The organism is Rhizobium sp. WSM1274 (assembly GCF_025200775.1).
Lineage (GTDB): Bacteria > Pseudomonadota > Alphaproteobacteria > Rhizobiales > Rhizobiaceae > Rhizobium > Rhizobium leguminosarum_I.
Genome location: NZ_CP104142.1, coordinates 49,544 through 74,992, shown reverse-complemented (window position 1 = coordinate 74,992; position 25,449 = coordinate 49,544). Strand labels below are relative to the sequence as shown.

The following is a 25,449-nucleotide window of genomic DNA, read 5'->3' as shown; positions in this document are numbered from 1 at the left end:
ATGCTGCCGACCATCCTCGATCTCTCAAGCCTTCGCGCCGCCTATCAATCCGGCCTGACGCCGCTCGACGCCATCGAAGAGGTGATCGCGCGGCGTGCCGCCTCGAGAGATCCGGCAATCTTCATCACCCCTGTGCCGGATGACGACCTGCGGGCCGCCGCGAAAGCCTTAATGGCACGCGCGCCTGAGGCAAACAGCCTGCCGCTCTGGGGCATTCCCTTTGCCGTGAAAGACAATATCGATGCCGCCGGCCTGCCGACGACTGCTGCCTGCCCGGCCTATGCGTATCGGCCGGAAGCGGACTCCACCGTCGTTGCCCGCTTGAAGGCGGCCGGCGCCATCATCATCGGCAAGACCAATCTCGACCAGTTCGCGACCGGCCTCAACGGCACGCGCTCGCCCTATGGCGCGCCGCGTTCGGTCTTCGATGCGGCCTATGTCTCCGGCGGCTCGAGCTCTGGATCGGCGGTCACGGTGGCTTCCGGCCTCGCCGCCTTCGCGCTCGGCACCGATACGGCGGGCTCCGGCCGCGTGCCGGCCGCCTTCAACAATCTGGTCGGCATCAAGCCGACGCCGGGTCTCTTGCCGAATACCGGCGCCATACCGGCCTGCAAGAGCGTCGACTGCATTACGATCTTCGCCGCGACCGTCGGCGACGGCGTTACGATCCGCAAGGTCGCCGAAGGGTTCGATGCCGCCGATGCTTTCTCGCGTCGCGCCATGCCGGCGAACCTGCCGGTATCGGGCTTGCGCATCGGCGTTCTCACCGATGCCGAGCGGGAATTCTTCGGCGACAAGGAGGTGGAGGCGCTCTACGACCAGGCAATCGACCGAGCCAGAGGGCTCGGAGCGACCATCGTGCCTTTCGATTACGCGCCATTCCGCGAGGCGGCGGCCCTTCTCTATGACGGGCCGTGGGTCGCCGAACGTCTGGCGGCGGTCGAGACCTTCCTCGCCACGAACGCAGCCGATTTCGACCCGACGGTCAGGGGGATTATCGAAGGCGCCAAGGGCAAGACCGCGGTCGAGGCTTTCAACGGCCGATACCGGCTGGAAGAATTGCGTCGCAAGACCGAGGCCGAATGGGAAAAGGCCGACGTGCTTCTGCTTCCGACCGCACCGACCAGCTACACCGTAGCAGACATGCTGGCCAATCCCGTCGTGCTCAACGGCCGCCTCGGCCGCTACACCAATTTCGTCAACCTGCTCGATTGCGCAGCGATCGCCGTTCCGGCCGGCTTCGGCAAAGGTGGGCTGCCGGGCGGTGTCACCGTCATCGCACCTGCCTTCACCGACGATGCGCTGGCGCCGCTTGCCGATGCGCTGCACCGCGCAGCAGGTTCCGGCATGGGGATCGACCGGCAGGCGGGGATACCCGAGGCGAGCCGTGTTGCACCTGGCGATAACGGTTTCATCGAAATCGCAGTCGTCGGTGCGCATCTGACCGGCATGCCGCTCAATCACGAACTGGCAGGCGCCGGCGGGCGTCTGGTCAAGACCTGCCGCACATCAGGCGACTATCGCCTGTTCGTTCTGCCCAATACCACACCAGCGAAACCGGGGCTGCTGCGCGAACCCGGCCATAAGGGTCAGGGGCTGGAGGTCGAGGTCTGGGCACTGCCGGCCGATGCTTTCGGCAGGTTCGTCCAGAAAATTCCGGCACCCCTCGGCATCGGTAAGCTGACGCTCGAAGACGGTTCCAGCGTCTCCGGCTTCGTCTGCGAGGCCCATGCAGTGAAAGGTGCCGAGGAAATCACCGCATTTGGCGGCTGGCGCAACTATATCAGCGCCAAGCTGGCGAGCTGAGGGAAGCCTTGCATGGCACCAAAGCTCATCCGGCGCCTGATCGATCTGCTGCGGGACGGTCTGACCGCCCGCAGCGAAGCGATCGGCAGCACCTGTGTCAGCCTTGGCGGCTCTGAGAGCGTTCGGCAAGTTCGACGATGATGCCGTCAGGATCGCGAACGAAAGCGATCTTGTTCAGCATCTCGGAGTGGACGGCAAAGCGCGGCCGCTCCTTGATCTCGACGCCAGCCTGTTCAAGGCGGGCGAAGGTCTCTTCGACATCGTCGAAATGGAAGGTGAGGTGCCGGATGCCGGCCGTATCTTCAGGCACATCGACCGCCCTCGACGCGCCGCCGGGCGGCGCAAAGACCTCGAGCATGCCGCCGCCTGCATCGAGGAACGCGACCTGCACGCCATTCGCCATCGTCTTGCGCAGCACGAGGCTGAGGCCGAGCAGGCCACAGTAGAAATCGACGGTGCGGTCCATGTCGCTGACGGTCATGCCGACATGCTCGAAGGATTTCAGCATGCGAGAGCCCTTCCCGATTCAGACGGTGGCCGCAGCACGCCATTCCCCTGCCGGAAGCCAGGAGCGATAGAGCGGATGATCGGCGGCGATCGGCATCGGCGTCGGTTGTCCGGTTCGCTGCGAGAAATAGGCGGCCGTTACCAGTTCCAAAGAATTGCGGGCATCCTGTAATGTCACCGGTGGGTCGGTGTCCTCGACGATCGCCTTGTGGAAGAGCTCGAACTGACGGGTGTAGCCATCCTCGCCAGGCACGTAGGCGGCGAGCGCTTCATCGATCCGCGCCTGATGTTCCTCGGTCCCGGCGACGAACGTCCACGGGTCACGGCCCATCGTATAGGGTTCGATGATGCTTTCGGCGACGAGGTCGTTGAAGCAGAAGCGCAGCCGCGAGATCTCCTTGCGCGAACCCAGCGTCATCGACAGCGTCGCCAGCGAGCCATTCTGCATCTTCACCGAAAGGGCTGCCGTATCCTCGACCTCGATCGGATTGACCAGCGTCGCCCCATAGGAAAACACCTCGGCGCAGGGACCGTGCACATAGTTCAGCATGTCATGGGCGTGGATGGCGTGGCCGAGAAGGCCACCGCCGAGTTCGCTCGCCCATTTGCCGCGCCACGGCACGGCGTAATAATCCGGGCCGCGCCACCAATGTGTCTCGATCGTCGTCAGGAACGGCTTGCCGGCAAGGCCGCGCTCGATCAGCAGCTTCAGTTTCTGCAGGCCGGAGCCGTAGCGGTACTGGAAGATCGGCATCAGCTTTCTGCCGGGGTAACGGGCAAGAATGCGGCCCATCTCGTCGACCTCGGCGATCGAGCCGAACAGCGGCTTCTCGCAGATCACATGCTTGCCGGATTCGATGCCCTTGCGGCAGAGTTCGAAATGCGAGCTCGGCGGCGTCGAAATGTCGATGATGTCGAGATCGTCACGGGCAAACAGCGAATCCGCATCCTGCGCATATTCGCCAATGCCGTATTCCTCGCACAGCGCCTTGCCGCGTTCCTCGTCGAGCGAGCAGAGCACAGGAACCTCGAAAAGCTCCTTGTTCCAGCCGAAGCCGGCCAGATGCCGCGCAGCGATGCCTGCGCCGATGACGCCGACGCGCAATTTCCTGGTCATGATATCCTCCTCAGCGAGCGCCGATGCGCGCGGCTTTCGTCTGGGCTTCCAGCGAAAGACGGCAGACTTCAAAAACATGATCCTGGGTCATCGCCGTCTGCGTGCGGTTGCCGACGTCGGCGGTGAAGGCGTCGAAATAGTCGAGCTTTTCGCCGCTGCAATCGATATGGGTCATTTCCTTGCCGTTGACCAGGAAGAGATGATCCTTGCCCGGCCGGCCGGTAATGTCGATATATTTGCGCAGTTCGATATAGCCTTCGGTGCCGAGAATGGTCAGGCGCCCGTCGCCCCAGGTCGGCAGCGCCTCCGGCGTGAACCAGTCGACACGGACATAACCCGCCGCCTTGTCGGAGCGCAGAAGCACCTCGCCGAAATCCTCGAAGGCGGGCTTGTCGGGCATGCCGAAATTGCCGATCGAGCTCGCGATGACCTCGCCTGTGGTCGAGCCGGTATAAAACAGGAACTGGTCGACCTGGTGTGAAGCGATATCGACGATAATGCCACCGAAGGCTTCCGGGTCGAAGAACCAGTCCGGTCGGGTCGGCAGCTGCAGCCGGTGTGGACCGACACCGAGCGTCTGGATTACCTTGCCGATCGCGCCTTCGGCAACGAGCTTGCCGGCCTTGACGGCGGAGCGCACGCAGTGGCGTTCGGAAAAGCAGATCGAGAAGATCTTGCCGGTCTCGGCAACGGTGCGCCTGACCTCCTCGAGTTGGGCGAAGGTCGTCACGCCGGGCTTGTCGGTCATCACGTCCTTGCCCGATCTCATCGCGCGGATGGCAAGCCCGGCACGGTCACGGGGGATTGCGGAAATGCAGATGACATCGATTGACAGATCGTCGAACAGCTTTCCCCGGTCGATCTGCGGCGCGTCAGGATAGGTCTTCTCAAAGGCCTCGCGCAATGCCGGCACCGAGGTCTGAGGGCAATAGCCGACGAACTCGCCGCCTGCGGCCAGCAATCCCTTCACGTGATCGAACGTGTGCCCATGGTCGATTCCGACGACGGCAAATCTCAACATCGCTGCAATATCCTCCTGGGATTTTCGTGTGGCCGGGTAATGCCAGCCTCCTCCATGTTGGGCAAAACAGATAACGAAAGCCGGCTCCTGTCAAGGCGAGATGGAGGGCAAAATCGTCACAGCCTGCATTTAAATATTTGACATTTAACAGTTATTTTGTATCTAAATAGTTATTTTGAGGGCTTTTGCGATTGGATTCCCGAGGAAGCCCGCCGCTTGAGCCGATCGAGAAAAAGTCCCCAACGCATCTTGCCCCGTCTTCATGAATGTGATCGATTTTGGTCGCCGCCGGGTTGGAGGGCGGCAACACCCCGCAATTTTCAAAAGAGCGCTTCTCGCTCGTCTTGACGGAAGATCACCATGTCTCAAGCTCTTCTCGATGTCGCCGCTTCCGATGGTCTTTTCGTTGGCCGCGTCTGGAATCCCGAGGTTGCCGGACCGAGCATTGTGACATCACGCGAGGGCGTGCTGGTCGACATCACGTCGCGCGAGGCGCCGACGCTGAGCGCCCTGCTCGAGCGGCCGGATGCCGCCGGCTTCGTCCGCGCCGCAAGTGGCAAGGCGGTCGGTTCACTGGAGCAGATTGCCGCCAACAGTACGGGAACGCCGGATGAAGCGCGTCCCTATCTCCTTGCACCCGTCGACCTGCAGGCAGTCAAGGCCTGCGGCGTCACTTTCGCCCAGTCGATGATCGAGCGAGTCATCGAGGAGAAGGCTGCCGGCAGTCCGGAACGAGCCGCCTCGATCCGCGAGCGCGTCAGCACGCTGATCGGCGGCAGCCTCACCAATCTGAAGGCCGGTTCGCCGGAGGCCGCCAAGGTCAAGCAGGCGCTGATCGACGAGGGCATGTGGTCGCAATATCTCGAGGTCGGCATCGGGCCGGACGCCGAAGTCTTCACCAAGGCGCCGGTGCTCTCCTCGGTCGGTTGGGGTGCCGATGTCGGCCTGCATCCGATCTCGACCTGGAACAACCCCGAGCCGGAAATCGTGCTCGCGGTCAACAGCCGCGGCGAAATCAAGGGGGCGACGCTCGGCAACGACGTCAATCTGCGCGACGTCGAGGGCCGCTCGGCACTGCTGCTCGGCAAGGCCAAGGACAACAACGCCTCCTGCTCGATCGGTCCTTTCATCCGCCTGTTCGATGCCGGCTACAGCCTGGATGACGTCCGCAATGCCGAGCTTGACCTGAAAGTGTCAGGCCAGGACGGTTTCGTGCTGCACGGCAAGAGTTCGATGTCAAAGATCAGCCGCGACCCGACCGATCTCGTCAAGCAGACGGTCGGCGCCCATCACCAATATCCCGATGGTTTCATGCTCTTTCTCGGCACGCTGTTTGCGCCGACGCAGGACCGCGACACGCCAAAGCAAGGCTTCACCCACAAGATCGGTGATGTCGTCGAGATTTCCTCGGTAGGGCTCGGCGTGCTCGTCAACACCGTTCGGCTCTCCACCGAATGCCCGCCCTGGACCTTCGGTATTTCGGCGCTGATGAGCAACCTCGCAAAGCGCGGTCTGCTCTAAACTACTGGTTTCGCCGCCTGCCTTGCAGCAAGTCGAGAACGGAGTTTGCCGCCTCGAGAACGTTTGTCCCCGGGCCAAACACGGCTGCAACGCCGTGTTCGTGCAGGAATTCATAGTCCTGACGCGGGATGACGCCGCCGCAGACGACGATGATATCACCACCGCCCTGTTCTCTCAGCCTGTCGATCAGCTGCGGTAGCAGCGTCCTGTGACCGGCCGCCAGCGACGAGACGCCGATGACATTGACCTTTTCGCTGAGCGCGACGCCGGCAGCTTCCTCCGGTGTCTGGAAGAGGGGACCGGCGAGCACATCGAAGCCGATATCGCCGAAGGCCGAAGCGATCACTTTGGCGCCTCGGTCGTGTCCGTCCTGACCGAGCTTGGCGACCATGATTTTCGGCCGGTGACCCATCGCTTCCGTCACTTCGGTCATGCGGGTCCTCAACACAGCGAGCTCCGGCTCGTTTTCATATGCTTCGCCGTAGACGCCTTTGATGACTTCAGGAATGGCGGCATGATCGCCGAAGGCAGTGCGCATCGCATCCGATATCTCGCCGACCGTGGCGCGGGCTCGCGCCGCCGCGATCGCGGCTTCCAGCAGGTTGCCCTTGCCGCTCTGTGCGATCTCTGCCAGGGCCGCCAGCGCCTCGCGCACGGCTCCGCCATCGCGCCGCCGCTTGGTTTCCTCGATCCTTCTTATTTGCGCTTTGCGTACTGCGCTATTGTCGATCTCCAGAATGTCGATCGGCTGCTCGTTGTCGAGCCTGTAGCGGTTGACGCCGACGATGACCTCCTCGCCCTTGTCGACAGCTGCCTGGCGGCGCGCGGCCGCTTCCTCGATCAGCCGTTTCGGCAGGCCATCGGCCACGGCCTTGGTCATGCCGCCCAGTGCCTCGACCTCCTCCATCAAGGCCCAGGCCTTGTCGGCAAGCTCGGCCGTCAGGCTTTCGACATAGTAGGAGCCCGCCAGGGGATCGACCACTTTTGTCACGCCCGTTTCGTGGCTCAGGATCAACTGAGTATTGCGGGCAATGCGCGAGGAGAATTCCGTCGGCAGCGCGATCGCCTCGTCGAAGGAGTTGGTGTGCAGCGACTGCGTACCGCCGAGCACGGCCGACATCGCCTCGAAAGCGGTGCGGATGATGTTGTTATAGGGGTCCTGTTCCTGCAGCGAGACGCCGGAGGTCTGGCAATGGGTGCGCAGCATCAGCGAGGACTGTTTCTTCGGATGAAACCCTTCCATGATCCGCGTCCAGAGCAGGCGGGCGGCGCGCAGCTTGGCGGCTTCCATGAAGAAGTTCATGCCGATGGCGAAGAAGAAGGACACGCGGCCGGCGAACTCGTCGACGCTCAAGCCTTTGGCGATGGCGGCGCGGACATATTCGCGGCCGTCGGCCAGCGTGAAGGCCAGTTCCTGTACCAGCGTCGCGCCGGCTTCCTGCATGTGGTAGCCGGAGATCGAGATGGAGTTGAACTTCGGCATCTCGCGAGCGGTATAGTCGATGATATCGGCAACGATCCGCATCGAGGGTTCGGGCGGATAGATATAGGTGTTGCGGACCATGAACTCCTTGAGGATGTCGTTCTGAATGGTCCCCGAGAGCTCGGCCCGTGGAATGCCCTGCTCCTCGCCGGCGACGATGAAGGCGGCAAGGATCGGGATGACGGCACCGTTCATGGTCATCGACACCGACATTTCGCCGAGCGGAATGCCATCGAACAGGATCTTCATGTCCTCGACGCTGTCGATTGCCACACCTGCCTTGCCGACATCGCCCTCGACGCGGGGATGGTCGCTGTCATAGCCGCGGTGGGTGGCAAGATCGAAGGCGACCGACAGGCCCTTCTGGCCGGCCGCCAGATTGCGGCGATAAAAGGCGTTCGATTCCTCTGCCGTCGAGAAGCCGGCATATTGGCGGATCGTCCAAGGCCGGCCGGCATACATCGTCGCCCGTGGGCCGCGGGTGAAGGGGGCAAAACCGGGAAGCGAACCAAGGTGCCCGGCGCCGTCGAGATCCTCGGCCGTATAGAGCGGCTTGACGGCAATGCCTTCCGGCGTCTGCCAGGTCAGCGTTTCGGGCGAGGTGCGCAGTTCCTTTTGCGCAAGCTCCGCCCAATCCGACAGCGTCTTCTTCGTCATGCGGTTCCTCCGGCTCTTTCATCCGCACCCTACCATTTCACAGGCTCTTCGTGCGATACAGCTTGGGATAATAACGCGGCAAATCCTTGATTTCTATTGCCGGCTTTGGGACCCGCCTCATGAAGACCATGCAGATCTATGCCTTCGACATGAACTGCGTCGGCCATATCAACCACGGCCTGTGGACGCATCCGGGCGACCGCTCAGCGCAGTATACCGATCTCGACTACTGGACCGAGTTTGCCAAGACCGCCGAACGCGGCAAGCTGGACGGCATCTTCCTGGCCGATATCGTCGGTGTCTATGATGTCTACAAGGGCAGTCCGGCACCGGTGATCGAAACGGCGGCGCAGTTTCCTGTCAATGATCCGCTGATCCCGATTTCGGCGATGGCCTATGTCACCAAACATCTGGGTTTCGGCGTGACCGTCAACACCACCTACGAGCCACCTTTCCTGCTGGCGCGGCGCATGTCGACGCTCGACCACCTGACCAAGGGACGGATCGGCTGGAACATCGTCACCGGCTATCTCGACAGTGCCGCCCGCTGCATGGGCTTCGACAAGCTGCCCGAACATGATGCGCGCTACGATGCGGCCGAGGAATATCTCGAGATCCTCTACAAGCTCTGGGAAGGGAGCTGGGATGACGATGCGGTGGTGCGCGACAAAGCAGCCGGCGTCTATGCCGATCCCTCCAAAGTGCGCTCTGTTCGTCACGACGGCAAATATTACCGGATGGAAGGCATCCATCTTTCCGAGCCATCGCCGCAGCGCACGCCCCTGCTCTTCCAAGCCGGCGCCTCTGCCCGCGGGCAGGATTTCGCCGCCCGCCACGCCGAATGCGTCTTCATTGCCGGGCCGAATCCCAAGGTGGCCAGGCCGACCGTCGATGCGCTGCGGGCGAAGGCGAAGGAGTTCGGCCGTGGCGCCGACGCATTGAAGATCCTCAGCCTGATCACCGTCGTTGTCGGGCGGACGGAGAAGGAAGCCCAGGACAAGCTAGAGGAGTACCGCCGCCATGCGAGCGTCGAGGCCTCGCTTGCGCATTATTCCGCTTCGACAGGCGTCGATTTTTCGAAGTATGGATTGGACGACGTCATCGACCAGAGCTCGACCAACGCCAATCAGTCTGCACTTGCGGCCATCACAAAACAGGCAGCGAAGCCGGTGACGCTGCGTGACATCATCGACCAGATGATACTCGGCAGCCGGATGAAACCGGTGGTCGGCTCACCTGAGCAGATCGCCGATCATCTCACGACATGGATCGAAGAGGGCGGCATCGACGGCTTCAATCTGGCGCGGACGGTGGCGCCGGAAAGCCTGCGCGATTTCGTCGATCTGGTCGTGCCGGTGCTGCAGGAGCGCGGCATCTTCAAGGCGGACTATGCTGCCGGACCTTTGCGGCAGAAGCTTTTCGGCGGCGGGAACGGCAGGTTGCCCGCTGCTCATCCCGCCGCCCAGTTCCGGCGCTGATTTATCGATGGTCCAGCCCGGCAACCAGCCGGTCGCCAAGCCACTGAATGCCGCAGACGAGCACGATGAGGACGGCCACGACCGCGATCATCACACTGGTTTCGAAACGCTGATAGCCGTAGCGGATGGCGAGATCGCCGAGGCCGCCGGCGCCGATCGCGCCCGCCATGGCCGAGGCGCCGATCAGCGTCACCAGCGTGACGGTGAAACCGGCGACGATGCCCGGCAGCGCTTCAGGCACCAGCACCTCGCGAATGATCGTCCAGCGATTTCCACCCATGGCGCGCACGGCATCGATCAGCCCGCGGTCGACTTCGCGCAGCGACACTTCGGCGATCCGGGCGTAATAGGGCGTTGCAGCGATGGCGAGCGGCACGATGGCCGCCCAGGTGCCGAGCGCGGTGCCGACGATCAGCCGCGTCAGCGGGATCAGCGCCACCAGCAGGATGATGAAAGGCACCGAGCGAAAGCCGTTGATGACTGCGCCGAGCACGCGATTGATCCAGAGGTTTTCGGCGATGCCGCCGCGCGCCGTCGCAACCAGGGCCAGGCCGAGCGGCAGGCCGGCGACGAGCGAGATCACCCCCGAGGCGAGGGTCATCAGGACCGTCTCCCAAAGGGAGCGAATAAGTAGTTCAAACATGATCGGCGTCATAACCAAGCACCTTCACCCGGGCGGACCGGGCCGTCAGGAATTGTTCGACCTTTCCGACAAGCGCGGGGTCGCGTGCGGGAACGGCGATGAAGAACCGTGCCACCGGCTGGTTCTGGATATGATCGATACCGCCATGGACGAGGCGGAAGGAATGCGGCAATACTGCCAAGAGTTCGGCAAACAGCACGCCCTGTGCCTGTGGCCCGGCGAGATCGACGCTGAGGATCGCTTCGCTGCCCGCCGTCGCCGACAGCCGGCCGGCGATATGCGCAGGAAGCTGCGGGCGGATGCCGCCGAGCAGGCTCCCGGTGATTTCAGTCTGCGGATTGGCGAAGACCGACCAGACCTGCCCTTCCTCGACGATCCGTCCGGCATCGATGACCGCGACGCGATCGGCAATGCCGCGGACCACTTCCATCTCATGCGTGATCAGCAGAATGGTCAGCCCGAGCTTACGGTTGATATCCTTGAGCAGCGCCAGGATCGACCGGGTCGTTTCCGGATCGAGCGCCGATGTCGCCTCGTCGGACAACAGCAGTGCCGGCCGTGCCGCCAGCGCCCGGGCGATGCCGACCCGTTGTTTCTGGCCGCCGGACAGCGATACGGGATAGGTCTTCGCCTTGTCTGCAAGGCCGACGAGCTCGAGGAGCTCATGGGCTCGTTTCAGGCGCTCGCCCTTTGCAAGACCCTCGATCTTCAGCGGCAGCGCGACGTTTTCCTCGACGGTTTTGGCGGAAAGCAGATTGAAATGCTGGAAGATCATGCCGATGCGGCGGCGCAGCGGCTGCAGGTCCTGTTCTGAAAGTCCGGTGATGTCTCGGCCTTCGATGAGGATCTCGCCGCCATCGGCGCGCTCCAGGCCATTCAGGCAGCGGATCAGCGTCGATTTGCCGGCGCCGCTGCGGCCGATGATGCCGAGGATCTCGCCTCTCTTCACTGTCAGCGAAATGCCGTCGAGGGCTGCAGTGGTTCCGAACCGTCGCTTCACGTCGGTCAGCCTCACCACCTCTTCGGAAGCCGGCGCTTGAGACTGCGCCTCGATCACCGTGGTGGAAACAAGGGAGTTCATATCGTTTTCCTTACAAATACTGAAGGCGGTCCGGGCAGAGAACGCCCAGACCGCCTCTCGGCAGGCCTTAGAGCCTTTCCGGGTTAGATTGAAGCATTCTGCCGGAGCAGGTTTTCGTCAGGGCAAAGGCGATTAGCGACGGGCATATCCCTTGGTACGTCCGAGCCGATCGCCTTTGCCCTGGCGGAAAGATGCCCGGCCCTTCGGGTTGGCTGAAACGGGCCGGCTGATCGACCGGCCGGCTTGGCCGTAGAACCGGGCTACGACGCGCGCCGGCCGGTCGACCATCCGACTCCGTTTGAGCCAACAGAATGCTTCAATCTAACCCGGAAAGGCTCTAACCCCAGCCCTGCCTTTGATCAATAGGCGCTGAGACCGGTGCCCTTGTAGACCTTATCGAATTCGGCCTTCACGGTGTCGTTCTGATAAGAAGACACAAGCGTCTTGACCCAGTCGGCATCCTTGTTGTCGTCCTTGACGGCGATGAAGTTGCGGTATGGATTATCAGTGATCGGCTCCTGGGCGATGCGTTCGGCCGGAGAAAGACCGCTTTTCAACGCCCAGTCGGTGTTGACGATACCGGCATCCAGATCGTCGATCGAGCGGCCGACGATGCCGGCGTCGAGCTCTTTGATCTCGATCTTCTTCGGATTGTCGGTGACGTCGGCGACGGTCGCGAGAATACCGGTGCCCTCCTTCAGTTTGATCAGGCCTTCGCTCTGGAGAACGCGCAGCGCACGGCCTTCGTTCGAAGGATCGTTCGGCACGCCGATGACGGCACCTTTCGGGATCTCGGCGACGGACTTGTATTTCTTGGTGTAAAGGCCGATCGGCCAGACCCCGGTATAACCGACGCGAATGATGTGATAGCCGTGCTGCTGGATCTGGTTGTCGAGATAGGGCTGGTGTTGGAAGGCGTTGGCATCGATTTCGCCGCGTTCCAGCGCTTCATTCGGCTGGGTGTAGTCGTTAAAGATGACGGTCTCGATCTTGAGACCCTTCTTGCCCGCCTCGCTTGCGACAACGCGCCAAATGTCCTCCTCCTCGCCGGCCATGATGCCGACCTTGATCGACTTGTCCTCGGCAAAGGAAGGAGCGGGTGCTGCAAAGAGTGCGGCAGCGGAAACGGCCACGGCGGCAAGAGCCGCCCGGCGCGAAAGGTGGAGGCCGTGAAGATTTTTGTTCTTGGTCATTTTATATCCCGTCTGACTGAATGAGGCCGACGCCCCGAGCAGGCCAATCATGGCAAATGCGCGCATCGGGAGCGAAGTACGAATGTCTGATGTGGAAGAAGGGCCGGAAAAACTCTTGCCCTGCCATCGATATCGGCAGGATAAATTTCCATTAAATTAGTGGATTATACTTGGCCGCGAGGATGGCGCGAAAGCGAAAACGACGCCTTAGCGGCGCCGTTTCAAGTCTATCCCGCACGCTTCACTCGGCGGCGATAAGCGCTTGAGTCCGGTTGGGAAAGAAGGCCGCGAGCTCGCCGATGACCTCTCCGATCCGATTGCAAAGCGGGTCGGATGAGACACGGTAATCGGTGAAGTCGCGGTCGGACGCATAAACGGCGGTCGGCAGCGTGTAAGACATGAAAAAACCGAAAAGCGGGCGGAGCTGGTGCTCGACCATCAGCGCATGCCGGTCGCCTCCGCCGGTTGCGGTGATGACGATGGGCTTGGCGCGAAGCTCATGCGGGTCGATCAGGTCGATCAGATGCTTGAAGAGGCCGGGATAGCTGCCCTTGTAGGTCGGCGCTCCGATGACCAGCACATCGGCATTGACGATGTCGTCGATGATTTCCTTGGCGCGATTGTCGAGATCGTCACGGCGCAGCGCCAAACCAAGCGAGGGGCCGACATCGGTCAGGTCGTAGACAGTGTTGTCGAAGCCGTATTTCTCGCTGGCGAGACCGGCAATATTTTCGACAAGCGCAAAGGTCTTCGACGGGCGGTTGAAACTACCCGCTAGGCCGACCAGTTTGGGAGCAGACATGCCATTTCCTTCCAATATCGTGCCGAAACCGACGTCATTGTTGGACGAATATTATCTATAAAAATAGTGGATTAAAGGAATGATGATCCCTCTTCCTCAAAGGAGGAGAAAAATACGTTCGGGCCTTTGGGCGACGGCGACGTGCGAAACTGGATGCATCGAGTCGGCGTGTCGGTGACATTCCGGCTCGATCGATTGTCCGTAAGCGATGTCGCCTCAGACTGGTTTCTGCTTGGGAATGCGCGGCAGGAAGACTGTCAGGAGACCGAGTAGCGGCAGGTACGAGCAGATACGGTAGACGAAATCGATGCCGTGGGTATCGGCGAATTCGCCGAGCAGCGCCGCCCCAAGCCCCCCTGCCCCGAAGGCGAACCCGAAGAAGACGCCGGCAATCAGCCCGACGCGCCCGGGCACCAGTTCCTGTGCGAAGACGACGATTGCCGAGAAAGCCGAAGCGAAGATCAGGCCGATGACGATGCTGAGCACGCCCGTCCAGAAAAGGTTCGCATAGGGGAGCAGGAGCGCGAAGGGAATGACGCCGAGGATCGAGAACCAGATGACGAAACGCGCGCCGAAGCGGTCACCGATCGGCCCGCCGAGGAAGGTGCCGACGGCGACCGAGCCGAGGAACAGAAAGAGCATCAGCTGTGCCTGCTGTACGCTAAGCTCGAACTTGTCGATGACGTAGAAGGTGAAGTAGCTCGACACGCTGGCCATGTAGACATTCTTCGTCGCCGTCAACAGCACGAGAATGAGCAGCGCCCAGATGACCCGGTTCTGCGGCAGCGGCAGGCTCCGGCTGATTGGCGGCTTGCTGGCATTCTGGCGCCTGTGGCTCATGTACCAGTTGCCGACCCAGCTTAGCACGACCATGCCGACCATGGCGATGGCGGCGAACCAGGAGACGCTGTGCTGGCCGAGCGGCAGCACGATGAAGGCGGCAAGCAGCGGACCGATCGCCTGGCCGGCATTGCCACCGACCTGGAAAAAGGATTGCGCGAAACCATGGCGACCGCCGGAGGCAAGACGGGCGACGCGCGACGATTCCGGATGGAAGACCGCCGAGCCGAAGCCGATCAGGCTGGCGGCAACCAGCAGCAGTTCGAAGCTGCCGGCATTGCCGAGCAGAATGAGGCCGCAAAAGGTGCTCGCCATGCCCACAGGCAGCGAATAGGGCATCGGCCAGCGGTCGGTGACGATACCGACCAGCGGCTGCAGCAGCGAAGCCGTGACCTGGAAAGTCATGGTGAGGAGGCCGATCTGCACAAAATCGAGATCGTAGTTCGCCTTGAACAGCGGATAGAGCGAGGCGAGCAACGACTGCATGATGTCGTTCAGCATATGGCAGAAGCTGACCGCCATGAGGATGGACATCGTTGTTTTTTCGAAACGGGGCGCGCTCTCGGCAACGGTTGCCATCAATACTTCTCCTGCACAGGCACGGCCGGTGCCGTGCCACGTCGCTTTTGTTCGATGGATTTTCGGGCGATCGGGGCTGGGAAGACTCTCGTGCGACGGTCGCTGAAGTGCATTTAGCGTAAGCGGAGACGCAACTACAGCCCGGTTTTATCGGTATTGGTACGGCTTTTGTTCGATTTTCTCTCCGGACCAGTGATTTCTGCCTAGTTTAACGTCTTTTCAAACGGGTTTTCATATCACAGTCGGTCGCGATCATCGCATATCCAGTGGGCTAGGTGAAAACAACCGTGGAAAAGCGATGCGGGGGATACTACAGCTTCCCCGATTTAAAATGCGATCGAGGCTGAAAACACGCGATGAATGTCAAGACAGCGAATGCAATAGACAGCTATGTCGGAGCGCGCATAAGAATGCGCCGCCAGTTGCTCGGGATGAGCCAGGAACGGCTTGCCGAGCAGATCGGCGTGACCTTTCAGCAGGTTCAGAAATACGAGAAAGGCATCAATCGCATCGGCGCGAGCCGTCTGCAGCGGATCGCCGAGGTGCTTCATACGTCGGTGAGCTTCTTCTTCGAACAGGAGAATTCCGAGCCGTTAACGCTGCAAGGGCTGGATCTGTCGGCGAATACCGACCCGGTCGCTGAATTCCTGCGAACAAAAGAGGGATTGGTGCTCAATCGCGCCTTTCTTAAAATTGCCGACCGCAATATCCGCGATACGATCATCGCGCTGGTAAAGGCGATGGCGCAGGCGGAAAGTCCCGGCGTAGCATTGGGAGCCTCCGTAGCGGATATCACTCTTCCGCTCGGAGAATAGTCAGGGATATCGGCAGGCAGTATCCGCATGAAACTCAGGCTCGAGTCATTTGGTGAGTAGAGGCTGATCGATCTGACCGGGCAACCCGTGGCGTTCCCGGAAAAGGTCTGCTTGCGATTGCTATCTGGTGGATCGGTATCTGCAGGACGGGGCCGGGAGCTAATATCCGCGCTCCGCGTTGGCGCGGTTCCTATGGGACAGCCATGACAATCCTGACATCATGGCCAACCTCGCGATGAGGTCATCTGGGCCAAGCGTTTCAGCCCGAGAAATATGATTTGGTAAGTCACCGGCGCGACATCGCGCGGCGGACCGCCAGGGAGCTTGCCGGCCAGGTTCGCCGGCATGAAACCATGCGCCACTCCTTCGAGGCAATTCGGCCGCCTATCACAGCTACCTTGTTGGCCTGCGGGATGTGATGCGACTTTCTCTCCCCGATATTCGCCGTGGGAACAGCCGCACTCGATCTCGATCTGTAGCAGGGAAGGTTCGAGATACGAAAAAGCCTGCCGCGGGAGGAGGTGCGGCAGGCTTTCTGAAAACCGAACAGCGACTGGGAGGAGGAGTGCCGCTGTTCCGACAGACGTCCCTTGGGAGGAGGAGTGGGCCGTCTGAGATTCGAAGCTTTGCGGGAGGAGGTGCATTGCTTCGATAGCCTTGATCATACACCGACCAGGGATGGTGCCAATGTCTTATGCTGCACTGCAGCTATGCAAGAACTACAAGGCCTGCAATACGAACGAGGATCCCAACGAGCTCAGCCACGGAGCTCGACGCAAAAACGCCCGCATCAGGAGCGGGCGTCAAGCGGTGATAGATATCAAGTGCTGTGCGGTTAGCGCGCGATCGATGCGCGGGCAACGCTGCGGATATCAGCGCGGTCGATGCCGAGGTCCTGGAGTTCACGGCTGGACATACGGCCGAGTTCGGTGACGGTCTGACGGAACTTGCGCCAGTTGTTGAAAGAGCGTGCTACGTTCATGATAATCCCCTTTCCTGAGGGCTGTCTGACGTCAGCAACCTTTTTGGCTCCGGCGTCGTTTCGATGGCTGGAATATAGGCGGTTCAATCGGTTTAAAACAGCGACAATCTCTCATCTCAGCTATGCGATGGACGCATGGGGTGTTTCTTTTTTGGGCGAAATTCTGTCTTTTTAAGCCGCGGAGGTGAAAGCCATCGGATCGTCGGGTTCGTGTCTCGCGTCACAGAGTGAATCCGATGCTGCGAACAGTACTTAGTGACACGTGTTGAGTTCCGAGCGCCCGAAGTATCCGCATATCCGGACGGAAGCGCTTAGCGGCATATCCCAACGCCACGGCGTGACGATATCGGGCCCAAATTCGTCGGATCCGCGGGAAGGATCTCGAGCCCGGCCGGCGCCGAAAACAGCACGCCGTTCGTGGCGATGCAATTCACTTTTCCCTTCCTCAGGCATTTTGCCACTATGGCTCGAAACGCATTATATGGCCGAAGCCTCCGGTGAACTCGAGTGCCGGCAATATCGGCGGCCGGCGTCGCAGCCTCGACAGTCCGCCGGCTGCCCATGCTAGATGATCATCGTGTCGAACAGGCGTGACCGCGATAGCCAACAGAGGCCGATCATCATGACTAGCGTGCGTCTCCCAGGTAACGTTCTCGTCGCCGTCATGATCGCCTGCGTCGCCACGTGTTACGGCTTCGGCCTCAGTCTGTTTCCCCAGATCATCCCCGACATGCGGAAAGATCTTGCCTTCGACTATGCGTTCGTCGGCACCGTCACCGGCTTGGTCCAGTTTTCCACGGTGGCATTCGCAGTGGTCGGTACCTGGCTCGTCCATCGCATCGGTGCCGCACGGACAGTGGTGGCGTCCGTGTCGCTCTGTGGGCTTTGCCTGTCGGGCATCCCCATCATCGACAATCTCTATGTTGTTGCCGGCCTGCTGATGGTCGCCGGCGCGACCGGCGCATCGACCTTCGTGCCGATGATTAACCTCGCCTCGCGGGTGGTGAGAGCAGAACAACGCGGCTTTGCCATGAGCCTGATCTCCAGCGCCCCGGCCTTTGGTGTCCTCATCAACAGCGCACTCGTGGCGGCATACGCGGGAAGCGGTCACTGGCAGACGGTGTGGTATCTCACAGGCGCGGCCACGATCACACTGGCCATTGTCACCCACATCCTCTTCGGCCGGGCCGGCCTCTTCGATAGCGGGGCAAGTCACGAAACGCTCGCGTCAACTGCCGGCGCTTCAGCAAGCCTGCGCTCCATCATGCCATGGGTGGTGCTGATCTTCGCACTCGGCTTCATCAACGGCCTGATGCCCTATCCCTATCTCACCTATCTGTCGCCGTTCCTGCGCGAGGAACTCGGCTATTCCGTCGGCTTTGCCTCATGGCTCTGGGCAACGATCGGGGTGGTGGGGATCAGCGCAGGCTTCGCCATTGGCACAATATCGTCGCGCCTCGGATCGCGCTATGCCATGCTCGCCTGTTACTCAAGCTTCCTCGCCGCCGGCGCCCTCGTCGTCCTCGATCCCTCGATGCAACTCTCGATCCTGTCAGGCATCTTCTTTTCGCTCGGCTTTTATCCGATCTATGGCCTGCTGCCGGCCTACGTTTCACATCGCGCCACGCCACGCCTTGCGGTGACCGTCCTAGGCATCTGCACCGTGTTCCAAGGCATCGGCGGCACTACTGGGAACTTCTTTGGCGGCGTGATCAAGACAACGACCCAGAGTTTCAGCGGCATCTATCTCGCCGTTGCAGTTACGGCCGCCATCGCGGCGGCGATGACGATTTTGCTGCCGAAGGATCAAAGGGTGCAGGCCGAGTAACGTCTGCCGATGCTGCCTTTGGCGCAAACGCTATTATATGTTGGCATCCTCGCCGCACACGCCGACTGTTTTTTGCCGGTCAGACCTTTTCGAAGAGTGGCGAGATGACCATTTCCGGCACGAGCACCAGGCCCTTGTCGGTTATCCGGATTTCCGGGATGACCGAGAGCGGGATGAGATTGAAGCCCATATAGGCGATGGTGCAGCCTGCCTTTTCCCATTCGAGCTTCAAGGCCTTTACCTCGTCGGCGACCTGGTGCACGCGCTTGTCCGACAAAAGCCCGGCGATCGGCAGCGCCACCATGGCCGTCACCTTGCCATCCATGACGACACAGACGCCACCCTGCCTTTCCGCGATCGCATCGAGCGCCACCTGCATGTCCGCTGCATTGGTGCCGGCGACGATGATGTTATGGCTGTCATGGCCGACCGACGATGCGACCGCGCCTTGTCTGAGGCCGAAGCCGTTGAGCAGTCCGTGGGCGACATTGCCGGCAGACTTGCCGTGGCGCTCCACCACTGTCACGAAGCAGAGATCGTGCTTGTCGAAATGCGCCTGCCAGTCATTGGCCGGCTCCAGCGTGACGGTGACATGGCCGAGGGTGATGCCAGGCAGCTCCGTCTTGATCGTATGGGCGACGACCGTCTCCGTCGGCAGGTCCGGCGTCAGTTTGAGGTTCTTTGGCAGCCTGACCGTGTGGAAGGCGGCATCCGGATAACGGTATGGTTTCGACAGGGCTTCATCGAGGATAGACGTGATCTTCTTGCCGTCGACGACGAGTTCGCCACCATACCAGGTGCTGACCGGCGCAAGATCGTCGCTGAGAAGCACCAGGTCGGCGCGGCGTCCGCCGCCCAGACCGCCGATTTCGCCTTCCATGCCGAACCGGGCTGCGCCGTGCAGCGAACCCATCGCCCAGGCCTGTTCCGGCCTCATGCCGTATTTCACGGCTTCGCGCGTTACCCAGTCCAGGCCGAAGGCGAGCAGATCTTCCGCATCACGGTCGTCGGTGCAGACGGCAACGCGCTTGTGGGAAGCGCCGAGCTCGGTGATCGTCTTGATCGCTTGCGGCAGCGAATGCCAGGGTGTCGTCGGCGGGCCGCCGCGCAGGAAGATCCACACGCCGGCTTCCAGCAGGTCGTCGGCAATGTCGCGGTCTATGGCTTCGTGCGTGTCGGTAACGCCGGATGCGGCATAGGCGGCAACGAACTCTCGTCCGTAGACGTGGCCCGATACCGGCCTGCCGCGCTCGAGCGCCGCAGCCAGGATCGCATGGCTGCGCTCGTCGCCCATCGCAACGGGGACGAAATCCATCTTCTCACCGAGAGCCACGGCTTCCGGCCATTTGTCGAACAGGGCGGCGATCTTGTCCGGCGTCAGGTCGCCGCCGGCTGTCTCCAAATCCGGCGTCGTCGCCGGCACGGTGCTCGGTACGGTCAGGAAGATCGACAGCGGCGCCTGCCGTGCGTCCTCGAGCATGGCCTCGACGCCGGCGACGTCCATCACGTTGCCGATCTCGTGGCTGTCGCAAAAGATCGTCGTCGTGCCGTTGAGGAGCGCCGCTTCGGCATAGGCGCAGGCCGTCACCATCGAGGATTCGATATGGATATGCGGATCGACCAGACCGGGCGCGATGATGCCGCCCCTGGCGTCGTAGAGTTTAGCGCTTGCGCCCCTGTAGCTGCCGGCCGGCTTGACGGCGGCAATGCGGCCCCCCGAAATCCAGACTTCCCGCCCGTCGAGAAAGCGCTCCGAATAGGTGGACAAGAGGCGCGCGCCCTGGATGACCAGGTCTGGTTCGCGACGAGCGGAAGCGACATCGGCAAGACGGCGGGTCATGGTCGAGAGCGGCTGAACGGAGAAGCGGGTAAGCGTGCTCATGAAAACCTCATTTCCAGGGCGGGGAGAACAGGCAAGGTTGTAAGGAACGCCGTCGAGGGAAGGAAGCGCCAATAGTTCTTGTCATAGGGAGGGATGCTCTACCGCTCAGGGCAACCTTGACCGGCATCGTTCATTGCGGCTTCGAGAAATCTTGTCTTGAACGTCATCGGGTTTCCCTCACGGCCTCGTCTAGCCGGCGGAAAAGCACCTGTCGGCAATATCCCGGCCGATCGGGATCGACGACGTGGCCGCGGGCGACGGCGCATTGCAGACGTGCAGCATGCGACCCGTCCTTAGGAACAGGAAGTCATGCTCGAGGCGCCCGTCCCGCATCACGGCCTGGGCTCGGATGCCCGCTTCCATCGGCTGAAGGTCTTCAAGTGTCAACGATGGGCAGTATTTGCGGCACGCTTCCAGATAGTTTTTCCGCCACAGCGAGTCCCTGAATTCGTTCACGGCGCCCCCTGCGTTCTTCCAGAGTAGCCGCCATAGACCCGGAAACGAGAGACACTCGCTGAGATCCCGGACGTTTATGCTGAATTTCGGATACCCCTCGCGCGCCATTCCCAGAACCGCATTGGGTCCGACGGTAAGACTGCCATCGATCATCTTGGTGACATGAATGCCAAGGAATGGAAGCGACGGATCGGGCACCGGATAGATCAGGTGCCTGACCAGCCCATTCCGCGACGGCGGCAGACGGAAATATTCGCCTCTGAACGGTATGATCTGATGATCGATCTTGAGGCCCGCAAGTTTGGCGATGCGGTCGGACTGCAGGCCGGCGCACGCGATCAGCTGTCTGGCCCGCCATTGGCGCTCACCGGCTGCAATCTCCACGAGATCAGAGGTTTCGCGGATCGCGGAAACCTGCGTATTCAATTCGATTTCCACGCCCTGAGCGGTCAGATGAGCGCCCATGGCGACGCACACAGCCTTGTAGTCGACGATACCCGTCGCCCGAACGAAAATTGCCGCGACGCCTTCGACCATGGGCTCCCGCTGTTTCAGCGTATTCCGATCAAGCCATTCGATATCGATGCTGTTGATCCTTGCCCGTTCGGCCAGGTCCTTCAGGCGGCGATGTTCAAGCTCGTTGGTGGCAACCACCAGTTTTCCGCATTGTTCATAGGGTACAGCCTTCTTCCTGCAGAACGCCTTGATGGCATCGGCCCCCTCCCGACAGAGGCGCGCTTTCAAGCTGCCTGGCGCATAGTAGATTCCCGCGTGGATGACGCCGCTGTTATGCCCCGTCTGGTGGACGGCCAAGCCAGGCTCCTTTTCAAGGAGAACGGCGCTTGCGCCGGGGCGCTTTTCCAGAACGGCCATGGCGGTAGCAAGGCCAACTATGCCGCCGCCTATGATGCAGACGTCGTGAATCATTGCGACACTCATTCCAATCGATCGAAGTTAACGCCGAACGACGGCTTGCCGCTGAGCGAAAGCTCGACGGTTCGTTGAGTGCGAGCCGCCGAAATCCGGGCAAATCCGCCTTTCACGAACATGCGGGCTGGCCGCAGCTATGGGACGCGAAATATCTGCCTTGAACCTCGCTCGGGATCTCGTGCGGGGCGAACTGATCTATCACGTCCTACGGTTCGCGTATTGCGTTGTCGAGGCCACGCAGTAGCGGATACAGGAAATAGGAGATCACCGTACGGTTGCCGACCTTGATTTCCGTGGTCACAGTCATGCCGGGAAGCAGCCGCACCGGCACATCTGTGGCATTCAGCCGGGTATCGGCGAGCAGGATCCGCGCCTTGAAGAAGGGAGCGGCCGGCTGGTTGGTCGGGGCCTCCTGCTGGCCCGTGAGGAAGGTGTCCTGGCTGATGGTCCTCACCTCGCCTGTCGCGGTTCCGTATTTCTGGAATGGATAGGCATCGAGCTTGATACGGGCTTCCTTGCCGACCGCCACCCGGCCGATATCGCGTGTGTTGATCGAGACTTCCGCTTCCAGCGGCACGTTGATGGGCACGAGTGTGACCACCGGCTCCGCCTCCCGCACCACCGACCCGACCGAGCGCTGCGCCAGGTCGAGCACAACGGAATCGGCCGGCGCCGTCAGCGCGACCATGTTGCGGCGCAGTGCCATCTTCTTCAGTTCCTCGTCCGCCATGTCACGCTGGCCGCGCAGTTCCACCAGTTGCTCCATCGCCGCCCGGCGGAAATCCTCGATGAAGGCCTGCCGGTCGGCCGTCAGCTTGGCATAGGCGTGCGCGGCCTCGTCGGCCCGGCCGCGAACGGCCGTCAGATCGGACTCGACGTCGAGGCGGGCGTCGCGCGAGCCGAGCAGCGTGATCAGCGAGCCGCTCTGCTTGTTATAGAGCCGCTCCCGCGCAGCCTCGATCTGCGACAGCCCATCACGCCTGTCGTTGAGCACGGCCTCCTGGTTCTTGCTCGCCAGAAGAGCGGCCGACTGGCCGGCTATCTGCTGCTCGAAATTCTGCAACTGCGCCACGTAGAAGGCCCGTCGCTGGCCGAAGAGCTGCGCCTGCAGCATCTGGTCGGGCGTATCTCCCGCCATCTTCGTGTAGTCGTCGCCGGCAAGCTCGGCCTCGATGCGCCGCACCTGGGCATCGAGCGCGGAGAATTTCGCCCGCTGCTGGTCGACATCGGCCTGGCTGAAAGTAGCGTCGAGGGTCGCGAGCGTCTGGCCGGCATGCACCACTTCACCGGCCTTCACCTCGATCGTGCGGATGATCGAGGTTTCGAGCGGCTGGACGACGATGGTCGGCTGGGTGGTGACGAGCTTGCCCGGCGCGATCACCACCTCGTCGATTGACGAGACCGAGGCCCAGATGATTGCCGCAGCAATCAGCGCCGTCACGCAATAGAGCGTCATGCGCGCAACTCTGGGCGGCGCGCGTTCTTCGAGCTCGACCGCATCGGATTGGAATTCTGCGATGGCCGGCGGCAGCGGCAGGCGGGCGGTCAGTTCCCTTCCCTTATCTGAGGGCGCCTTGCCTGAGGGCGCCTTGTCTGAAGGGCCTTCGCCTGAAGGGACCGGCAGGTTCTCGCTGGGTTTTCTGCTGTGCGCATTCATGCGACCTGCCTCATCTGCTGGGCCCACAGGTGGCGATAGGTCATGCAGCGCGATACAAGCTGATCGTGCCGGCCGATATCGGCGACCTTGCCACGCTCGATGACGAGAATGGCATCGGCATCGACAAGCGTCGAAAGCCGGTGCGAGACGATGATGACGGTGCGGCCGGCGGCGATGCGGCTCAGATTCTCGCGGATGATCGCCTCACTGTCGGGGTCGAGCGCGCTCGTTGCCTCGTCGAAGATCAACAGCTTCGGATCGGTGATCAGCGCGCGGGCAATGGCAAGCCGCTGCTTCTGGCCGCCTGACAGGTTGGAAGCGTTTTCCTCCAGCATCGTGTCAAAGCCGCGCGGCAGGCGCTCGATGAACTCCTCGGCGCCGGCGATGCGGGCGACTTCCATGATCTCCTCGATGCTGGCATCGGGCTTGGCGGCGGCAATATTCTCGCGCACCGAGCCGCGAAACAGGAAACTATCCTGCAACACGACGCCGATGCTCGTTCTCAGATGCACGAGGTCGATTTCGCGGCTGTCATAGCCATCCATGCGCACGAGGCCTTCTTGGCTCTGATAGAGCCCCTGGATGAGCCTTGTGATCGTCGTCTTGCCCGAGCCGCTCTTGCCAACCACGCCGAAGAGGCAGCCCGCCGGGATGGCGAAGGAGACATTGTCGAGCGCCGGTGCGCTATCCGGGCCGTAGCGGAAGCTGACCCTGTCGAATTCGATGCGGCCCTGCAGATGCGGCCGAACACCTCGCCCGCGGCCCGCCTGCTCCGGCCGCTGGTTCATGATCTCGCCGAGCATGCGCACGGAGAGCGCGACTTCCTGATATTCGTGCACCATGGTGACGATCTGCACCAGCGGTCCCGAGACCCGGCCGGCGAGCATGTTGAAGGCGACCAGCGCGCCGATCGTCATCGCGCCGCTGAAAACATCGAGCGCGCCGAGGCCGATGATCGCGACGCTCATCAGCTTCTCCAGCAGTCCGGTCATCGCCTGGGCGATGGTCGAGATCTTGTCGACCCGGAAACGCACGGAGATCGACTGGGCCGAATAATCGTCCCACACCTTGCGTTGGCGCGGCTCCAGCGCCAGCGATTTGACGGTGCGCATGCCGTGCACGGTTTCCACCAGCAACGCCTGCCGGTCGCCTTCGGCCTGGTAGAGCGCCTGCAACCGGCGCTGGAACGGCCCAACGAGCATCATCACCACGAGCCCGACGAGGGCGGCAAAACCGAGCACGACAAGCGTTAGCTTGACGCTGTAGAGAAGCAGGATCGGCACGAAGACCAGGAGCGAAACGCCGTCCAACAGTGTGAGAAACAGTCGGCCGGTCAGGAATTCGCGGATGCGCCCCGTCTGCTGCATATGCTTGACGAGAACGCCGGCCGAGGCCTGCTCGAAGAGCGCGATCGGCAGGTTGAGCAGATGGCCGAAGGTGCGGGTCGCGACGCGGATGTCGATCCTGTTCGTCGCATAGAGCAGCAGATAGCGGCGCAGGAAGGTGAAGGTCGCGTCGAAGACGAGCGCGATCGCAATGCCCACTGTCAGAACCGTGAGCGTCGCATAGCTCTGATGCACCAGCACCTTGTCGATGACGAGCTGAAAGAAGATCGGCGTCGTCAGCCCCAGCCCGTAGAGCACGAAGGCGGCGAGCGCGACATCGCGGAAGAAGCTGCGCTGCTTGATGATCTCGGGGACGAACCAGCGGAAGCCGAAGGGCCGATCCTCATCGGACATGCGATAGTTGCGCTTCAGCAGGACCACCGATCCGAGCCAAGCCTTGGCGAACTGCTCTTCGCTGAGCATCATCACTTCGGCGCGTGATGCCAGCGGGTCGAGAACGCGGATTCTCTCATCCTCTCCGCTCCCGACAGCGCCGGCGATGACCACCCAGTTGCCGTTCGTCAGCTCGGCGAGCACCGGGAATGCCTCGCCAAGTTGGAACAGGGATCGCCAGTCGAGCGTCAGATGCCTGGCCCTGAGGCCGGCATCCTTGGCCATGCGCAGCAGCTGCCGCAAGGCAACAGGATCGTTGCCGACGGCATAATCGTGCTGCAATCGTTCAGGAGCAAGATCGACGCCGTGATGACGCGCGACCAGTGCAAGACAGTGCAGGTTGGTATGCAGAAAACCACTCATGGCCCACCCGAAACAATACGAGACCGAGGC

19 protein-coding genes are annotated in these 25,449 nt (G+C 61.7%); 5 read left to right on the top strand and 14 right to left on the bottom strand.

From position 1 onward, the window contains the following. Positions 1-1,806 carry an allophanate hydrolase gene (gene atzF / locus N2600_RS33550; RefSeq protein ID WP_017969259.1) on the top strand — a complete coding sequence of 602 codons (1,806 nt, stop codon included), beginning with the start codon at positions 1-3 and terminating at the stop codon, positions 1,804-1,806. Positions 1,807-1,903: 97 nt separating this feature from the next. On the opposite strand, the gene N2600_RS33545 is transcribed toward atzF, so the two are convergent. Genes N2600_RS33545 through N2600_RS33535 form a run of 3 tightly spaced genes read right to left on the bottom strand, consistent with a single transcriptional unit; the run spans position 1,904 to position 4,451 of the window. After that, positions 1,904-2,314, bottom strand: a complete 411-nt coding sequence (locus N2600_RS33545) for a VOC family protein (protein ID WP_017969260.1) — start codon at positions 2,312-2,314, stop codon at positions 1,904-1,906. 18 nt (positions 2,315-2,332) lie between these two features. Further along, positions 2,333-3,430: a Gfo/Idh/MocA family protein gene (locus N2600_RS33540; protein WP_170256855.1), complete on the bottom strand. Its 1,098-nt coding sequence runs from the start codon at positions 3,428-3,430 to the stop codon at positions 2,333-2,335. A gap of 10 nt (positions 3,431-3,440) precedes the next feature. Beyond that, on the bottom strand, positions 3,441-4,451 hold the full coding sequence (locus N2600_RS33535; protein WP_170256854.1) for a Gfo/Idh/MocA family protein: 1,011 nt from the start codon (positions 4,449-4,451) through the stop codon (positions 3,441-3,443). A 360-nt stretch (positions 4,452-4,811) separates the two neighbouring features. Here N2600_RS33535 and N2600_RS33530 point away from each other — a divergent pair, with 360 nt between their 5' ends. Then, positions 4,812-5,972: a fumarylacetoacetate hydrolase family protein gene (locus N2600_RS33530; RefSeq protein ID WP_170256853.1), complete on the top strand. Its 1,161-nt coding sequence runs from the start codon at positions 4,812-4,814 to the stop codon at positions 5,970-5,972. 1 nt (position 5,973) lies between these two features. On the opposite strand, the gene scpA is transcribed toward N2600_RS33530, so the two are convergent. Then, the gene (scpA, locus tag N2600_RS33525; protein WP_170256852.1) at positions 5,974-8,112 is read right to left on the bottom strand and encodes a methylmalonyl-CoA mutase; all 2,139 of its coding nucleotides are present in this window, start codon (positions 8,110-8,112) and stop codon (positions 5,974-5,976) included. A gap of 119 nt (positions 8,113-8,231) precedes the next feature. Between scpA and N2600_RS33520 the strand changes: the two genes are divergently transcribed. Continuing rightward, positions 8,232-9,590, top strand: a complete 1,359-nt coding sequence (locus N2600_RS33520; protein WP_170256851.1) for an LLM class flavin-dependent oxidoreductase — start codon at positions 8,232-8,234, stop codon at positions 9,588-9,590. 1 nt (position 9,591) lies between these two features. Here the strand turns inward: N2600_RS33520 and N2600_RS33515 are convergent, their stop codons facing one another. From N2600_RS33515 to N2600_RS33495, 5 genes are all read right to left on the bottom strand, one after another. Beyond that, positions 9,592-10,245 carry a methionine ABC transporter permease gene (locus tag N2600_RS33515; RefSeq protein ID WP_032986033.1) on the bottom strand — a complete coding sequence of 218 codons (654 nt, stop codon included), beginning with the start codon at positions 10,243-10,245 and terminating at the stop codon, positions 9,592-9,594. Beyond that, positions 10,226-11,314: a methionine ABC transporter ATP-binding protein gene (locus N2600_RS33510; protein ID WP_170256850.1), complete on the bottom strand. Its 1,089-nt coding sequence runs from the start codon at positions 11,312-11,314 to the stop codon at positions 10,226-10,228. Before N2600_RS33510 ends, N2600_RS33515 begins: the two co-directional genes overlap by 20 nt. 359 nt (positions 11,315-11,673) lie before the next feature. Then, positions 11,674-12,507, bottom strand: coding sequence for a MetQ/NlpA family lipoprotein (locus tag N2600_RS33505; RefSeq protein WP_170256849.1), 834 nt, complete (start codon positions 12,505-12,507; stop codon positions 11,674-11,676). 241 nt (positions 12,508-12,748) lie between these two features. Further along, positions 12,749-13,309 carry an FMN reductase gene (gene msuE, locus N2600_RS33500; RefSeq protein WP_170256848.1) on the bottom strand — a complete coding sequence of 187 codons (561 nt, stop codon included), beginning with the start codon at positions 13,307-13,309 and terminating at the stop codon, positions 12,749-12,751. 216 nt (positions 13,310-13,525) lie between these two features. After that, positions 13,526-14,728: an MFS transporter gene (locus tag N2600_RS33495; protein ID WP_170256847.1), complete on the bottom strand. Its 1,203-nt coding sequence runs from the start codon at positions 14,726-14,728 to the stop codon at positions 13,526-13,528. Positions 14,729-15,084: 356 nt separating this feature from the next. On the opposite strand from N2600_RS33495, the gene N2600_RS33490 reads away from it, so the two are divergent. Beyond that, positions 15,085-15,543, top strand: a complete 459-nt coding sequence (locus N2600_RS33490) for a helix-turn-helix domain-containing protein (protein WP_170256846.1) — start codon at positions 15,085-15,087, stop codon at positions 15,541-15,543. 835 nt (positions 15,544-16,378) lie between these two features. Here the strand turns inward: N2600_RS33490 and N2600_RS33485 are convergent. Further along, positions 16,379-16,525, bottom strand: coding sequence for a DUF1127 domain-containing protein (locus N2600_RS33485; RefSeq protein ID WP_003552150.1), 147 nt, complete (start codon positions 16,523-16,525; stop codon positions 16,379-16,381). Positions 16,526-17,147: 622 nt separating this feature from the next. On the opposite strand from N2600_RS33485, the gene N2600_RS33480 reads away from it, so the two are divergent. Beyond that, positions 17,148-18,353, top strand: a complete 1,206-nt coding sequence (locus N2600_RS33480) for an MFS transporter (RefSeq protein WP_260299908.1) — start codon at positions 17,148-17,150, stop codon at positions 18,351-18,353. Between the two features lie 79 nt (positions 18,354-18,432). Here the strand turns inward: N2600_RS33480 and N2600_RS33475 are convergent, their stop codons facing one another. The 4 genes from N2600_RS33475 to N2600_RS33460 form a co-directional block, all read right to left on the bottom strand. Continuing rightward, a complete protein-coding gene (locus N2600_RS33475; protein WP_260299907.1) occupies positions 18,433-20,235 on the bottom strand; it encodes an adenine deaminase in 1,803 nt (600 codons plus the stop codon). Between the two features lie 189 nt (positions 20,236-20,424). Further along, the gene (gene lhgO / locus N2600_RS33470) at positions 20,425-21,630 is read right to left on the bottom strand and encodes an L-2-hydroxyglutarate oxidase (RefSeq protein WP_260299906.1); all 1,206 of its coding nucleotides are present in this window, start codon (positions 21,628-21,630) and stop codon (positions 20,425-20,427) included. Between the two features lie 196 nt (positions 21,631-21,826). Next, a complete protein-coding gene (locus tag N2600_RS33465) occupies positions 21,827-23,278 on the bottom strand; it encodes an HlyD family type I secretion periplasmic adaptor subunit (protein WP_260299905.1) in 1,452 nt (483 codons plus the stop codon). Further along, the gene (locus N2600_RS33460) at positions 23,275-25,419 is read right to left on the bottom strand and encodes a peptidase domain-containing ABC transporter (protein ID WP_170260295.1); all 2,145 of its coding nucleotides are present in this window, start codon (positions 25,417-25,419) and stop codon (positions 23,275-23,277) included. Before N2600_RS33460 ends, N2600_RS33465 begins: the two co-directional genes overlap by 4 nt. Between the last annotated feature and the right edge of the window lie 30 nt (positions 25,420-25,449).